Here is a 12,502-nt window from a genome sequence, read left to right as displayed (position 1 = left end):
GGCGTTTGCCGTCAGCCGCATCAATGAACAGTTCAGGGAGCACTGAACATGGCTCGCTACAAATTTACTAATCGCAAAGCTCGCATTGAAAAGAAGTTCAGCAAATCGGCAATGGACCTGCTTATTAAGCTAAGACCACGAAGCATCAACCGGGGCGATTTCAGCCTGGAATATGATGACTTTAAAGGGCGTCACGGCACCGTCTACCACGACGAATGGCATTTATGGGACTCGCCGGATTACTGGACTGGTGAACGCGATAGCTACGATGCCTTTTTCGTTCTCCATGACAACTTGATTACTCAGACTCACGACTTTGAAGGCGAGATGGACGCTCGGAATAAGGTTGGCTGGGACGCGGAAATAGATATCACTCCTTTCTGCTCACCATGGCGGATCGGTAACGTAACCCGCGCTCAAATCATCAGGCACTGCCGGCAGCTTGTGTCCGCTGGCATAAGTTGGGACGCATAACATGGCAGATTTTGCAGACGACGCATCAGCCGTCGAAGAGTTGCAGCGTAATGCTGCGTTAAGTGCTCACCGGATTGACCGTGATGCAGTATCGGCAACGCACTGTAGTGATTGCGATGAACCGCTGCCGGAGGCTCGCCGGAAAGCGTATCCGGGATGCACAATGTGCGTTGATTGCCAGGGTGAGCAGGAATTGCGGAACAAGCAGAGGGGGATGTGATGTGTGATATGCCAGCAGTATTTGGACAAGAGCAGCGTAAAGCCCGCAAAGAGCATAAGTGCTGTGAGTGCGCCGTCATCATTAAACCTGGTGAGGCCTACATCTATTCCCACGGAGTGTGGGATGGAAGCGGTCAGAGCTTCAAGCAATGCCTCGATTGCGCAGAGGTATCAAGTGCTGCCGCCGCATCAGTTGATGATCCAGAAGAGGGCCCGGCGTTTACCGGGCTACGCGAATGGTTCATGGGCTACTCATGCCGGGAATTTAACGGTGATGAACTGGTAAAAAGTTTCGCCAATGAGCTGAGTGTGGACGAAAACAAAATCCGCAAAGTGTTGCGGATGGAGCCAGCCAATGTTCAAGCTAATCCAGCGCGGCCAGATATTTGCTGATCAGCATAACTGGCCAGTAATTATTCATTCCACCACATCAGAAGTTGTCCGCTACTGGCGACAGGGCCGGATTAACACCGCGTCAATCGACAGATTTATTAACGATTTCGAACCGCTCGACCATCGAGAGGCGGAGCAGATCCGCGCCGAGCTGGAGACGAGCGAGCACATTAAGCACCTGCGCGCTATGCGTGCGGCATGAGGAGGTTAATCGATCATCCCGAAATGCTTCATCGCTTGTTCGATTAGCGGAACGTAATTATTGGGGCATTCATACACCCTTGAGTCAGGAGAGATACGGTTCGGCGCTTGCTTCATCCTGAACCCGTGCATGTGCTTAACATGAGCGATGTGGCATGTCTTAACGCTTACACCATTGTTGGCCTTCACGTATTCCTGGATCTGCTTATAAGTAGCCATGTACCTCTCCTTTTTCAACACGACTCAGTATATATGACAGACAGCGCAGCGACAGCCAGTTATGTTCTAACCTGAGATTTAACCCGCGATATACTTTCTGCAAAGGAGGACCCCATGGCAGAAAGACATGATAAGCCGCATAAACCGGTTGCTGTCAGTCGGAGAATAATCAAAGGGCTTAGTCAATGCGAGCGATGCAAGAAAACAAGGCTGGAGTGCCGCCGCATAGCGATGTCAGACGGAACAAGAATCGTCGCCTGTATTGATTGTATGACCGCAAAAATCATTACTGGTAAAAAGCAAAAAAAGCTCAAAGTGTTTGAAATCTCAACCGCCTTTGAATCATCTCGATGAAAGCACTAACCACCTATGGCCGCCCACCGAGGCGGTTTCTTTTTGCCTGGAGAAAACCATGAGCGACATTATTCATCTGGTTCCGAATAAATGGGTTTCTGAAGATCTGCTGATAGCTCTGACTGGCCTTACAAAGCACGCGATAAAATCTGCGCGTGAGAAATCCTGGCTTGAAGGCCGTGAGTACCGGCATTACTCCGGCGACTGCCAGCCAAAGGATAACTCCCCTATCCTCTACAACCGACATGAGGTCGACAACTGGGTGGAGAGACAGCGACCAGCGATCCCACGTCAAAAATCTGCTTAAATATCGATACCTTTAACAAAGAGGAAAAGGTATGTCTAAATATCCAACCGGGGTAGAGAACCACGGGGGCAATTTGCGCCTGTGGTTTATGTACCAGGGTGAGAGGGTCCGCGAGAATCTCGGCGTTCCTGATACACCTAAAAACAGAAAGATTGCAGGAGAGCTAAGAACATCCATCTGCTATGCGATCCGAACTGGCACGTTCGACTACTCGTCTCAATTCCCGAACTCATCAAGAGCAACCATTACTCACGACCACAAGTTGAGGACGACAGTCGCGGAAATGGCTCAGAAATGGCTGGCCTTGAAGGAGACCGAATTAGCTAAGAACACACACATGAGATACTCGTCATACATCAAAATGTGTCTTCGCATTATTGACGACACCATGCCCGTGTCTTCTCTGACTCATGAGGATATGATGCGTCTGCGCCATGAGTTACTGACGGGATGGCAGTTAATAGGTAAAACGCTTGAGCGATCTCATAAGAAAGGACGGACGGTAAGAACGGTAAACGGTTATATGGCTGTAATGCAGGAAATGCTGAAGTTTGCCGAGAGGAATGGATACACAAGTGGGCCGATAATATCAGACATCAAGCCGCTAAGAAAAACAAAGTCAGAACCTGATCCTTTAACAAAGGAAGAGTTTGTCCGCATGCTGGAGGCGGCTAGCCATGAGCAAATAAGGAATCTGTGGATTCTGGCGGTAAGCACCGGGATGAGGCATGGAGAAATTTGTGCTTTAGCATGGGAGGATGTAGACACGGTCAACTGGACAGTGAGGGTAACCCGAAATCTGGCAATTTCAGATCACTTCACTCCACCAAAAACCGAAAGCGGCATCAGGACAATCAATCTGACCAAGCCAGCTATTGAGGCATTGAAGAGCCAGATGCAATTTACTCGTATGCAGTCTCAGCAGGAAGTTGTCGTTAACCTGCGCGAGTATGGAAAGACCAGAAAGGACTCATGCACTTTCGTTTTCAACCCGTCAGTTTCTGGCCGGTATCCAACAAAGAGCATTTGCTATATCCCCGGCTCTATAGCGGCGTCATGGAATCATCTTCTGAAACGCGCTGGCATCAGACACAGAAAAGCATATGAGTCTCGACACACTTTTGCATGCTGGGCATTAAGCGCGGGGGCAAACCCGAGCTTTATCGCTAACCAGATGGGACATACAAATGCGCAAATGGTCTTCACTGTATACGGGAAGTGGATGTCGGATAAAAATGGCGATCAGATCGCTTTGCTTAACGATAATTTTGACTTCTCTGCCCCACAGATGCCCCACATGAAAGTGGCCGGAATACAATAGACCTGTATTTCAGCCACTTACATTACACTCAGTGCTTAAACATGATATGACGAACCACGGTGTAATCTTCCAGACCATACACCGACATGTCCTTGCCGTAGCCCGACATTTTCATCCCGCCGTGGGGCATTTCGCTCACCAGCATAAAGTGGGTATTCACCCAGGTGCAGCCGTACTGGAGGCGGGCGCTGACGCGGTGCGCGCGGCCCACATCCTGGGTCCACACGGAAGAGGCCAGCCCATACTGCGAATCGTTGGCCCAGTTCAGCACCTCCTCTTCGTCGTCGAATAGCGTCACGCTCACCACCGGGCCAAACACCTCCCGCTGAACAATAGCATCTTCCTGCTTCGCCCCTGCCAGCACGGTGGGCTGAAACCAGTAACCTTTACCGTCGTGCTTGCTGCCGCCGGTGATCACCTGTACATGTCCCAGGGCTTTCGCCTCATCCACCGCTTTGCACACCCGGTCGAGATGCGCCTGGGAGCTTAACGGACCCAGTTCGGTGCTCTCGTCATTCGGATCGCCGATCTTCAGGCTGGCGACCGCGGCCCCCAGTTTTTCCACCAGCGCGGCGTATATCCCTTTTTGGGCGTAGATACGACAGGCGGCGGTACAGTCCTGCCCGGCGTTGTAGAAGCCGAAGGTACGTACCCCCTCCACCACCGCGTCAAGATCGGCATCGTCAAAGATAATCACCGGCGCTTTGCCGCCCAGCTCCATATGGGTGCGCTTAATCGTCGAGGCGGTATGACCGATGATATGTTCGCCGGTGGCGATAGAGCCGGTGAGCGACACCATGCGCACCTTTTCGTGCCCGGTCAGCGGGTCGCCCACGGTTTTACCCCGGCCAAACAGCACGTTAATGACCCCGGCCGGGAAGATATCTTTTGCCAGCTCCGCCAGCTTCAGGGCGGTGAGCGGCGTGATTTCAGACGGTTTCAGCACCACGCAGTTACCGGCCGCCAGCGCGGGCGCCAGCTTCCACGCCGCCATCATCAGGGGATAGTTCCACGGTGCAATGGACGCGACAACGCCAACCGGGTCGCGGCGGATCATGGAGGTGTGCCCTTCCAGATATTCTCCTGCCGCCGAACCATGCAGAGTACGCGCCGCCCCGGCAAAGAAGCGGAACACGTCGGCAATCGCCGGAATCTCATCCCCCATCACGCAGTGCAGCGGTTTGCCGCAGTTCTGCGACTCCAGCCGGGCTAAGGTGTCGGCCTGAGCGTCGATGGTATCCGCCAGCTTCAGCAGACACTCGGCGCGACTTTTTGGCGTGGTCCGCCCCCAGCTGGCAAACGCGCGGTCCGCGGCCTGCACGGCTGCGTCCACCTGGGCGGGAGAGGCCTCGGCGATCTCCAGCAGCACCTCGCCGGTGGCAGGGTTATAGACCGGCTGCTTTTCCCCTTCGCCGTTGACCAGTTCACCATTAATCAGCAGTTGAGTTTGCATAGCTTTGTCCTGTTTCAGTCAAGGTTATTTCCCGCTTCCGGCTACGTTTTCGCCGTCGCGGGTCAGCCACCAGGCCCCCAGAATGGGAATGGCGGTCACCAGCATAACCAGCAGTGCCACCACGTTTGTTACCGGTACATCGCGCGGACGCCCAAGCTGGTTTAACAGCCACAGCGGTAACGTGCGCTCATGTCCGGCGGTAAAGGTCGTCACGATAATCTCATCGAACGACAGGGCGAACGCCAGCATACCCCCCGCCAGCAGCGCCGACCCCAGATTGGGCAGCACCACGTAGCGGAAGGTTTGCCAGCCATTAGCGCCTAAATCCATCGAGGCTTCAACCAGGCTCCAGGAGGTGCGCCGGAAACGGGCAATCACATTATTGAACACCACCACCACGCAAAACGTGGCGTGACCGAGGATGATGGTGAAGAAACCGGGCTCCAGATTAATGGTCTTGAACGCCGTCAGCAGCGCCAGACCGGTGATGATCCCCGGCAGGGCGATGGGCAGGATCAGCATTAGCGATACCGCGTTCTTGCCAAAGAACTCCCGCCGCCATAGCGCCGCGGCCGCCAGAGTGCCCAGCACCAGCGCAATAGCCGTCGACAAAGCCGCGATTTTCAGTGACAACGTCACTGCTTCAATAATGTCGCTGCGCGTCGCCGCGGCACTGAACCACTTCAGCGTCAGCCCCTGTGGCGGAAAACTGAACGCCGCGTCCTCGGTATTAAAAGCATAGATGGCAATAATCAGCAGCGGAAAGTGGAGGAAGATCACCCCGCCCCAGGTGGCGATTTTCAGAAACAGCGGTGCGCGTTCAGAGTGCATCAAACGCTCCCAGACGTTTCACGAACGCCAGATAGAGGGTAATGAGAACAATCGGCACCAGGGTGAAGGCCGCCGCCATGGGCATATTGCCAATCGCCCCCTGCTGGGAGTAGACCATCTGGCCGATAAAGTAGCCCGGCGGCCCCACCAGCTGCGGCACGATGAAGTCGCCCAGCGTCAGGGAGAAGGTGAAGATCGACCCGGCCGCGATGCCCGGGATCGCCAGGGGCAGCACGACATAGCGGAAGGTCTGCCGCGGCCGGGCGCCGAGATCGGCTGAGGCTTGCAGCAGCGACGGCGGCAGACGCTCCAGCGCCGCCTGCACCGGCAGGATCATAAACGGCAGCCAGATATAGACGAATACCAGAAAGCGCCCCAACCCGGAGGTGGAGAGCGTGCTGCCTCCCACGCCCGGCACCGTCAATAGCGAGGTGAGCAGCGGCTCCAGCCCCATATGCCTGAGAAACCACTGCGCCACGCCATCCTTGGCCAGCAGCAGCGTCCAGGCGTAGGCCTTGACGATATAGCTGGCCCACATCGGCAGCATCACCGCGATATAGAAGAAGGCTTTCCACTTTCCGTGGGTGTAGCGCGCCATATACCAGGCCATCGGGAAGGCCAGAATCGCGCTGCCGATGGTGACGGCAATCGCCATCGTCAGGGTACGCAGGATGATGTCGTAGTTGGCGGGATTAAACAGCGCGCGGATGTTGGCGAAGGTCAAATCCGGCGTGACCGCCATGGTGAAGTCATCGAAGGTGTAGAATCCCTGCCACAGCAGGGTGAACAGCGACCCGAGATAGACAATGCCAAACCACATCAGCGGCCCGAGCAGGAGTAAAAACAGCCCCAACGACGACCTGCGCCAGAACAGCGCCGACAGTCGTCCCGGCAGGCCGTGCGAAGCCGGTGGCGGCGAAACGCTCATCTCCATTTCACCTCTCCTCATGCAGCGGCACCATAGCGTCGCGCGCCCACGACGCGGTCACCTGCTGCCCGGCCTCAACCCCCGGGGCCAGCGCGGAGCCGGTCAGGTTGGCCTGGCTCACCAGCAGTTTCTCCCCCTCGACAAGCCGCAGCTCGTAACGGGTCGCCGCCCCCTGAAACTGCACCGCCTGCACCTGGCCCAGCACCTGAATTTCACCCTGCCCGTCCAGACGAATATGCTCCGGACGCAGGGAGTAGCTACCGGTCATGCCGCAGACACGCCGGGCGGTGGCGTCGGTAAAGACGTTCGAGGTGCCAACGAAGCTGGCGACGAACGGGGTGCGCGGACGCAGATAGAGCTCCCGCGGGGTATCCACCTGCTCGATTCGCCCGTTGTTAAAGACCGCCACCCGGTCAGACATCGAAAGCGCTTCCCCCTGATCGTGAGTGACGAAAATAAAGGTGATGCCCAGCTCCTGCTGCAGTTTTTTCAGCTCAAACTGCATCTGCTCCCGCAGCTTGAGATCCAGCGCGCCGAGGGGTTCGTCCAGCAGCAGAACACGGGGTTGATTGACCAGCGCCCGGGCAATCGCCACCCGCTGACGCTGGCCGCCGGAGAGCTGGGAAGGCTTGCGTGCTTCGGCAAAACTGAGCCCGACCTTCTCCAGCGCCTCGCGGGCCTGGGCCTGGCGGGTAGACTTGTTGATCCCCTTCACCATCAGCCCGTAGGCCACGTTCTCGAGGATCGACATATGGGGAAACAGGGCATAGTCCTGAAAGACGGTATTGACGTCGCGCTCCCACGGAGGGAGTTCGCTGGCGTCTTTGCCAAAGATAGATATAGCGCCGCCGCTCAGCTGCTCGAAACCGGCAATCAGGCGCAGGCAGGTGGTTTTGCCGGAGCCCGAAGGCCCCAGCATGGAGAAAAACTCCCCGTCACGGATCCGGATCGTTACTCCATCCACCGCACGCACATCGCCATACAGGCGGGAGACATCGTTAAACTCTACTGCGTAGGTCATATTCCGCTCCCTGCGCTTAACGACCGCCCATGATGGCGATATAGTCCTGAACCCAGCGGCTGTAAGGGACAAATTTGCCGCCGTTGGCGACAGGGGTTTTCCAGAACAGGATCTTGTCGAAATAGGTGTAGCCGTTGGTTTCACAGCCTTTATCGCCGAGCAGAGTGCTGGCTTTACAGCCTTCTGCCACCACTGGCAGGGAACCGAACCATCCCGCCAGATCGCCCTGCACTTTTGGCGTCAGGGACCAGTTCATCCACTTATAGGCGCACATCGGGTGTTTGGCATCGGCGTGCAGCATGGTGGTATCCGCCCACCCTGTCACCCCCTCTTTCGGGAAGACGGTGCCTATCGGCTGATTCTCGCCTTTGAGGGCGTTGGCCTGATAGGGCCAGGCGCTGGAAGCCACCACCCCTTCGTTTTTGAAGTCACTCATCTGCACCGTCGTGTCGTGCCAGTAGCGGTGCACGAGTGCATGCTGATCTTTCAGCACGTTTAACACCGCCGTGTACTGCGCTTCCGTCAACTGGTAGGGATCGGTGATGCCCAGATCTGGCTGGGTGGCTTTGACATAGAGCGCCGCATCGGCAATGTAGATCGGCCCATCGTAGGCCTGCACGCGCCCTTTGTTGGATTTGCCGTCCGGCAGGGTCTGTTCTTTAAACACCACGCCCCAGGTGTCAGGCGGTGTCGGGAAGGTTTTGGTGTTGTACATCAGCAGGTTTGGCCCCCACTGATAGGGCGTGCCGTAGGCCTTGCCGTTAACGTTGAACCACTCCCCTTTGACGATCCTGGGGTCGAGGGTTTTCCAGTTGGGGATCAGGTCCGGGTTGATGGGCTGAACGCGTTTGCCCATGATCAGGCGCAGAGAGGCGTCGCCGGAGGCGGTCACCAGATCGTATCCGCCCTTCGCCATCAGGCTCACCATCTCATCGGATGTCGCGGCGGTTTTGACGTTAACTTTACAGCCGGTCTCTTTTTCAAACTGGGTGACCCAGTCGTAGTTTTTATCGGTCTCGCCCCGTTCGATATAGCCCGGCCAGGCAATGATATCCAGACGACCTTCGCCATTGCCGATCTCTTTTGGCGGCTCTGCCGCTTGCGCAGTCAAAATAGTCATGCCGAGCGCGCACAGGCTGCTACGGGCAAATGTTTTGCTCATACGTATTACTCCTGTCGTAATCAAATCAGAAGGCAGCCGTGCCGGTAGAATATCTCCTTAATTAAACGTAGACCGCGCCATTGCAGCGCACCCGGCAGGCCTGAGAAATTTCGCCAGGTTGTGACCGGGGGCGCATTCCCCGGTAACTGGATTATAGACAAGGGGTTAGCAGGCGAAGAGGTTATGCATATTTCCTATGAGCGATAATAAAAAACGCCGCAAATTAATTGCGGCGTGATTAAGGGGATAAGAAATGATTATTTAGCGGCTACGATCAATAGCGAGAAAAACTTATTTTTGCGTTTTTAACATCCCGCTAATTATTTGCCCTAACTGGATCACCGCCTGCTCCTCCCGCTCTCCCCAGGCCCACGAGGTATTGAAGCGGAAAAATGACGTCCAGGTATCGGAGGTGGAGAACATTTTGCCCGGCGCAATGCTGATGTGGTGCTTCAGCGCCCGGGCGCTGAGCTCACCGGCGTCCAGCGGCACGGGCAGCTCCAGCCATAAAAAATAGCCGCTGTCGCTGTGGTGAATTTTCACCTCATTGGGCAGATGGCGCAGCAGCGCCTGCCACGCCTGCTGCTTGCGCTCAGCCAGGGTGCGGCGCAGGCGCCTGAGATGAGCGTCGTAACGTTTGGTGGCGAGATAATCCACCAGCGCCAGCTGCATGGGCGAACTGGTGGACAAGGTGCTCATCAGTTGAAGCTGCTGGATGCGGCGGGCATGTTTCCCGGCGGCGACCCAGCCAATGCGGAACCCGGCCACCAGACATTTGGAAAAGGAGGAGCAGTGCAGGGTCATGTCGCTGCGATCCCAGGCTTTCGCCGGGAGCGGCTTTTCGCGGCCATAATAGAGCTCGCTGTAAACATCATCTTCAATCAGGGTGACGTTGTGCCGGGCGAGTAATGCGACAAGCTGCGCTTTTTTGTCGGCGCTGAGGGTAAAGCCCAGCGGGTTCTGCGCGTTGGTCATCAGCCAGCAGGCTTTAACCGGGTAGTCGTTCAGCGCCTGCGCCAGGGCGTTGAGATCGATACCGTCGCGCACGTCGGTCGCCACCGACAGCGCCTTCAGCTTCAGCCTCTCCAGCGCCTGCAGCGCGCCATAGAAGCAGGGATTCTCCACAATCACCCAGTCGCCCGGCTCGGTGACCGCCTGCAGGCTGAGGTTCAGGGCTTCCAGCGCGCCCGCGGTAATCACAATTTCATCCGGGGAGATGTTCATCCCCTGTTGGGCATAGCGGCGGGCGATGGCGTGGCGCAGATCGACGTTGCCCGGCGGCAGGTTCTCGATCACGCTCATGGCGGTGGCGGTTTTGCTGACGTTCGCCAGGGAACGGTTCAGCTGCTGTAAGGGAAAGAGACGCGGGTCGGGAAAGGCCGAGGCAAAGGGTACCACCGCGGGATCGCGGCTGGCCTGCAGCACATCGAAGATATAGGTATTGATATCCACCGACTCGTCGCGCATCACCTGCGCGGGCGGCATCGGCTGCTCTCCGCTGGGACGGGCGGCGACGTAATAACCCGACTGCGGGCGCGCCACAATATGCCCCTGGCTCTCCAGCATCTGGTACGCATGGCCGACAGTCATAAAGCTCAGCCCGCTGCTGGTCACCTGCTCACGCAGGGAGGGCAGCTTATCGCCGGGCTGCCAGACGCCCAGGTCGATCTGCGAAATGATTTGCTGCGCCAGGCGCTGGTATTTTTTCATCGGGTTCTCCTTGCTGCGTTACATAGTATATCAGCAGGAGAAAAAAGGCAGAATTAATAAACTGTTATAGGTGAGAGAGGAATGTCAGCAGGCGTGACGGCGCCTGACTGAATTACTTGCGCAGCTCAAACGGGACCTGGCGGGCATGACGGGAGGCCGCTAAATGGTCGAGGGTGATCATGGAGGATTTGCAGAAAATGCACTTCGCACCGTGTGGATTTTTTTCAGACACGTCGAAAATGGAAGTACGGAACTGCGAACCATGACAGCATGGGCAACGAAAATGGATAGTAGAACTCATGTAAATCTCCTGTACGTATACACGTAAAAACTAATGGGCCTTAAAGGCAATAAGGGTCTGAGACAAAACTAATCAGAGCGTAAAGATAAAACCCAGGAGCGACTGTGGAGAGGCACAACGTGATGAGATTGCTTTAGGAACTGCTTCAGATATTTTTGGATTTCAAACCGAAAGAGCATTAACGCATTAATGATGGAAGGATGCAAGCGGTATTTACACTATCCTTCCATAAAACAAGCAGAGCCGCTGAATTCATTCAAATTTTTTGACCTCATCTGTTAAATAAACGCCATTTCTTCTCATCGGGTAATCCGTAAAGTAAGGGTTATGTTGTTTCTCAGAAATCAGGAAAACCCGGAATGAAAAAGATCGGTTTTTTATCATTTGGTCACTGGACGCCGTCACCGCAGTCCGGCACTCGCAGCGCCGCTGACGCGCTGCTGCAGTCTATTGATCTGGCGGTCGCCGCCGAAGAGCTGGGCGCGGATGGCGCTTATTTCCGGGTGCACCATTTTGCCCGCCAGCTCGCCTCCCCTTTCCCGCTGCTGGCCGCCATTGGCGCAAAAACCAGCCGGATTGAGATCGGCACCGGCGTAATCGATATGCGTTATGAAAACCCGCTCTATATGGCGGAAGATGCGGGCTCAGCCGATTTGATCTCTGGCGGACGCTTACAGCTGGGGATCAGCCGCGGCTCGCCGGAACAGGTGATCGATGGCTGGCGCTACTTTGGCTATGTGCCCGCGGAGGGCGAAAACGAGTCGGATATGGCGCGCCGTCACACCGAAGTGCTGCTGGATGTGCTGCGCGGCGAAGGGTTTGCTAAACCCAACCCACAGCCGATGTTCCCTAACCCGCCGGGCCTGCTGCGCCTGGAGCCGCACGCCGAAGGTCTGCGGGAACGGATCTGGTGGGGCGCAGGCTCTAACGCCACCGCCGTGTGGGCCGCGAAGCTCGGGATGAACCTGCAAAGCTCTACCCTGAAAGATGACGAAACCGGCGAGCCGTTCCATATTCAGCAGGCAAAACAGATCCGCGCCTACCGTGCCGCCTGGGCCGAAGCGGGACATACCCGCACCCCGCGCGTCTCGGTCAGCCGCAGCATTTTCGCCCTGATGGACGATCGCGACCGGATGTACTTCGGCTCCAGCCGTAATGAAAGCGACAGCGTGGGCTATCTGGATGAGAAAACCCGCGCCATCTTCGGGCGCAGCTATGCCGCCGAGCCGGACAAGCTGATTGCCCAGTTGAAGCAGGACGAAGCAATTGCCGAGGCGGATACGCTGTTACTGACGGTGCCGAACCAGCTGGGCGTGGAGTATAACGTGCATGTGATCGAGTCGATTCTGAAGCATGTAGCACCGGCGATGGGGTGGCGGGACGAATAAACAAACGTTGTGCCGGGTGGCGGCTAACGCCTTACCCGGCCTACAAAGTCCCTGCCCGTAGGCCCGCGCAAGCGAAGCGCCGCCGGGCGTGGTGGCAACTAACTTTAACACTTCCGGATAACGCCCTGTTTTCCTGAAACTGTTATACAAAAATTCCCCTTTTCTGTCTCTGATACTGATTTTCGCGCTGATTTACCATAACAGTCACACCGATTGACCT

Annotated in this window: 16 protein-coding genes; 8 read left to right on the top strand and 8 right to left on the bottom strand. The window is 56.3% G+C overall.

The genetic code is table 11. From position 1 onward, the window contains the following. The first annotated feature begins 48 nt into the window (after positions 1 to 48). The 4 genes from B3X29_RS21325 to B3X29_RS21310 are packed head-to-tail and all read left to right on the top strand — an operon-like array spanning position 49 to position 1,288. Positions 49 to 474 carry a hypothetical protein gene (locus tag B3X29_RS21325; RefSeq protein WP_290567424.1) on the top strand — a complete coding sequence of 142 codons (426 nt, stop codon included), beginning with the start codon at positions 49 to 51 and terminating at the stop codon, positions 472 to 474. A 1-nt stretch (position 475) separates the two neighbouring features. After that, complete coding sequence (locus B3X29_RS21320; RefSeq protein ID WP_290567422.1) at positions 476 to 694, top strand: TraR/DksA family transcriptional regulator; 219 nt, start codon at positions 476 to 478, stop codon at positions 692 to 694. Then, positions 694 to 1,086, top strand: a complete 393-nt coding sequence (locus B3X29_RS21315; protein WP_290567420.1) for a hypothetical protein — start codon at positions 694 to 696, stop codon at positions 1,084 to 1,086. Before B3X29_RS21320 ends, B3X29_RS21315 begins: the two co-directional genes overlap by 1 nt. Then, on the top strand, positions 1,049 to 1,288 hold the full coding sequence (locus B3X29_RS21310) for a DUF4222 domain-containing protein (protein WP_290567419.1): 240 nt from the start codon (positions 1,049 to 1,051) through the stop codon (positions 1,286 to 1,288). The genes B3X29_RS21315 and B3X29_RS21310 overlap by 38 nt, the downstream gene beginning before the upstream one ends. 5 nt (positions 1,289 to 1,293) lie before the next feature. On the opposite strand, the gene B3X29_RS21305 is transcribed toward B3X29_RS21310, so the two are convergent. Further along, on the bottom strand, positions 1,294 to 1,506 hold the full coding sequence (locus tag B3X29_RS21305) for a hypothetical protein (RefSeq protein ID WP_290567417.1): 213 nt from the start codon (positions 1,504 to 1,506) through the stop codon (positions 1,294 to 1,296). 114 nt (positions 1,507 to 1,620) lie between these two features. Between B3X29_RS21305 and B3X29_RS21300 the strand changes: the two genes are divergently transcribed. From B3X29_RS21300 to B3X29_RS21290, 3 genes are read left to right on the top strand one after another with little or no spacing between them, the layout of a single operon-like run. Continuing rightward, positions 1,621 to 1,860 (top strand): hypothetical protein, encoded by a 240-nt coding sequence (locus tag B3X29_RS21300; RefSeq protein WP_290567416.1) that lies wholly within the window; start codon positions 1,621 to 1,623, stop codon positions 1,858 to 1,860. Between the two features lie 58 nt (positions 1,861 to 1,918). After that, positions 1,919 to 2,167, top strand: coding sequence for an excisionase family protein (locus B3X29_RS21295; protein ID WP_290567414.1), 249 nt, complete (start codon positions 1,919 to 1,921; stop codon positions 2,165 to 2,167). 31 nt (positions 2,168 to 2,198) lie between these two features. Continuing rightward, the gene (locus B3X29_RS21290) at positions 2,199 to 3,488 is read left to right on the top strand and encodes a site-specific integrase (protein ID WP_290567413.1); all 1,290 of its coding nucleotides are present in this window, start codon (positions 2,199 to 2,201) and stop codon (positions 3,486 to 3,488) included. 28 nt (positions 3,489 to 3,516) lie between these two features. Here B3X29_RS21290 and patD read toward each other — a convergent pair whose 3' ends face one another. The 7 genes from patD to B3X29_RS21255 form a co-directional block, all read right to left on the bottom strand. After that, on the bottom strand, positions 3,517 to 4,941 hold the full coding sequence (patD, locus tag B3X29_RS21285) for an aminobutyraldehyde dehydrogenase (protein WP_159339357.1): 1,425 nt from the start codon (positions 4,939 to 4,941) through the stop codon (positions 3,517 to 3,519). A 24-nt stretch (positions 4,942 to 4,965) separates the two neighbouring features. After that, complete coding sequence (locus B3X29_RS21280) at positions 4,966 to 5,772, bottom strand: ABC transporter permease (RefSeq protein ID WP_103822054.1); 807 nt, start codon at positions 5,770 to 5,772, stop codon at positions 4,966 to 4,968. Continuing rightward, positions 5,762 to 6,706 (bottom strand): ABC transporter permease, encoded by a 945-nt coding sequence (locus tag B3X29_RS21275; RefSeq protein ID WP_159339358.1) that lies wholly within the window; start codon positions 6,704 to 6,706, stop codon positions 5,762 to 5,764. The genes B3X29_RS21280 and B3X29_RS21275 overlap by 11 nt, the downstream gene beginning before the upstream one ends. 1 nt (position 6,707) lies before the next feature. Then, a complete protein-coding gene (locus B3X29_RS21270) occupies positions 6,708 to 7,721 on the bottom strand; it encodes an ABC transporter ATP-binding protein (protein ID WP_159339359.1) in 1,014 nt (337 codons plus the stop codon). A 16-nt stretch (positions 7,722 to 7,737) separates the two neighbouring features. Continuing rightward, positions 7,738 to 8,883: a putative ABC transporter substrate-binding protein YdcS gene (gene ydcS / locus B3X29_RS21265; RefSeq protein WP_103179710.1), complete on the bottom strand. Its 1,146-nt coding sequence runs from the start codon at positions 8,881 to 8,883 to the stop codon at positions 7,738 to 7,740. A 291-nt stretch (positions 8,884 to 9,174) separates the two neighbouring features. After that, positions 9,175 to 10,593, bottom strand: coding sequence for a PLP-dependent aminotransferase family protein (locus B3X29_RS21260; protein ID WP_290567410.1), 1,419 nt, complete (start codon positions 10,591 to 10,593; stop codon positions 9,175 to 9,177). A gap of 112 nt (positions 10,594 to 10,705) precedes the next feature. Next, a complete protein-coding gene (locus tag B3X29_RS21255) occupies positions 10,706 to 10,894 on the bottom strand; it encodes a hypothetical protein (RefSeq protein ID WP_039028652.1) in 189 nt (62 codons plus the stop codon). A gap of 359 nt (positions 10,895 to 11,253) precedes the next feature. Here B3X29_RS21255 and B3X29_RS21250 point away from each other — a divergent pair, with 359 nt between their 5' ends. Continuing rightward, on the top strand, positions 11,254 to 12,282 hold the full coding sequence (locus B3X29_RS21250) for an LLM class flavin-dependent oxidoreductase (RefSeq protein ID WP_159339361.1): 1,029 nt from the start codon (positions 11,254 to 11,256) through the stop codon (positions 12,280 to 12,282). Positions 12,283 to 12,502 lie beyond the last annotated feature (220 nt).

The sequence above is a fragment of the Leclercia sp. UBA5076 genome (assembly GCF_002416465.1).
In the GTDB taxonomy this organism is placed as follows: Bacteria; Pseudomonadota; Gammaproteobacteria; order Enterobacterales; family Enterobacteriaceae; genus Enterobacter.
The sequence above is the reverse complement of the archived record's forward strand: the minus strand, read 5'-3'. Positions and strand labels throughout refer to the sequence as shown.

Bases quoted from the DNA above. Each gene is read 5' to 3' on its own strand.
- B3X29_RS21325 (WP_290567424.1), top strand. From the start codon at position 49: ATGGCTCGCTACAAATTTACTAATCGCAAAGCTCGCATTGAAAAGAAG.
- B3X29_RS21320 (WP_290567422.1), top strand. From the start codon at position 476: ATGGCAGATTTTGCAGACGACGCATCAGCCGTCGAAGAGTTGCAGCGT.
- B3X29_RS21315 (WP_290567420.1), top strand. From the start codon at position 694: ATGTGTGATATGCCAGCAGTATTTGGACAAGAGCAGCGTAAAGCCCGC.
- B3X29_RS21310 (WP_290567419.1), top strand. From the start codon at position 1,049: ATGTTCAAGCTAATCCAGCGCGGCCAGATATTTGCTGATCAGCATAAC.
- B3X29_RS21305 (WP_290567417.1), bottom strand. From the start codon at position 1,506: ATGGCTACTTATAAGCAGATCCAGGAATACGTGAAGGCCAACAATGGT.
- B3X29_RS21300 (WP_290567416.1), top strand. From the start codon at position 1,621: ATGGCAGAAAGACATGATAAGCCGCATAAACCGGTTGCTGTCAGTCGG.
- B3X29_RS21295 (WP_290567414.1), top strand. From the start codon at position 1,919: ATGAGCGACATTATTCATCTGGTTCCGAATAAATGGGTTTCTGAAGAT.
- B3X29_RS21290 (WP_290567413.1), top strand. From the start codon at position 2,199: ATGTCTAAATATCCAACCGGGGTAGAGAACCACGGGGGCAATTTGCGC.
- patD (WP_159339357.1), bottom strand. From the start codon at position 4,941: ATGCAAACTCAACTGCTGATTAATGGTGAACTGGTCAACGGCGAAGGG.
- B3X29_RS21280 (WP_103822054.1), bottom strand. From the start codon at position 5,772: ATGCACTCTGAACGCGCACCGCTGTTTCTGAAAATCGCCACCTGGGGC.
- B3X29_RS21275 (WP_159339358.1), bottom strand. From the start codon at position 6,706: ATGGAGATGAGCGTTTCGCCGCCACCGGCTTCGCACGGCCTGCCGGGA.
- B3X29_RS21270 (WP_159339359.1), bottom strand. From the start codon at position 7,721: ATGACCTACGCAGTAGAGTTTAACGATGTCTCCCGCCTGTATGGCGAT.
- ydcS (WP_103179710.1), bottom strand. From the start codon at position 8,883: ATGAGCAAAACATTTGCCCGTAGCAGCCTGTGCGCGCTCGGCATGACT.
- B3X29_RS21260 (WP_290567410.1), bottom strand. From the start codon at position 10,593: ATGAAAAAATACCAGCGCCTGGCGCAGCAAATCATTTCGCAGATCGAC.
- B3X29_RS21255 (WP_039028652.1), bottom strand. From the start codon at position 10,894: ATGAGTTCTACTATCCATTTTCGTTGCCCATGCTGTCATGGTTCGCAG.
- B3X29_RS21250 (WP_159339361.1), top strand. From the start codon at position 11,254: ATGAAAAAGATCGGTTTTTTATCATTTGGTCACTGGACGCCGTCACCG.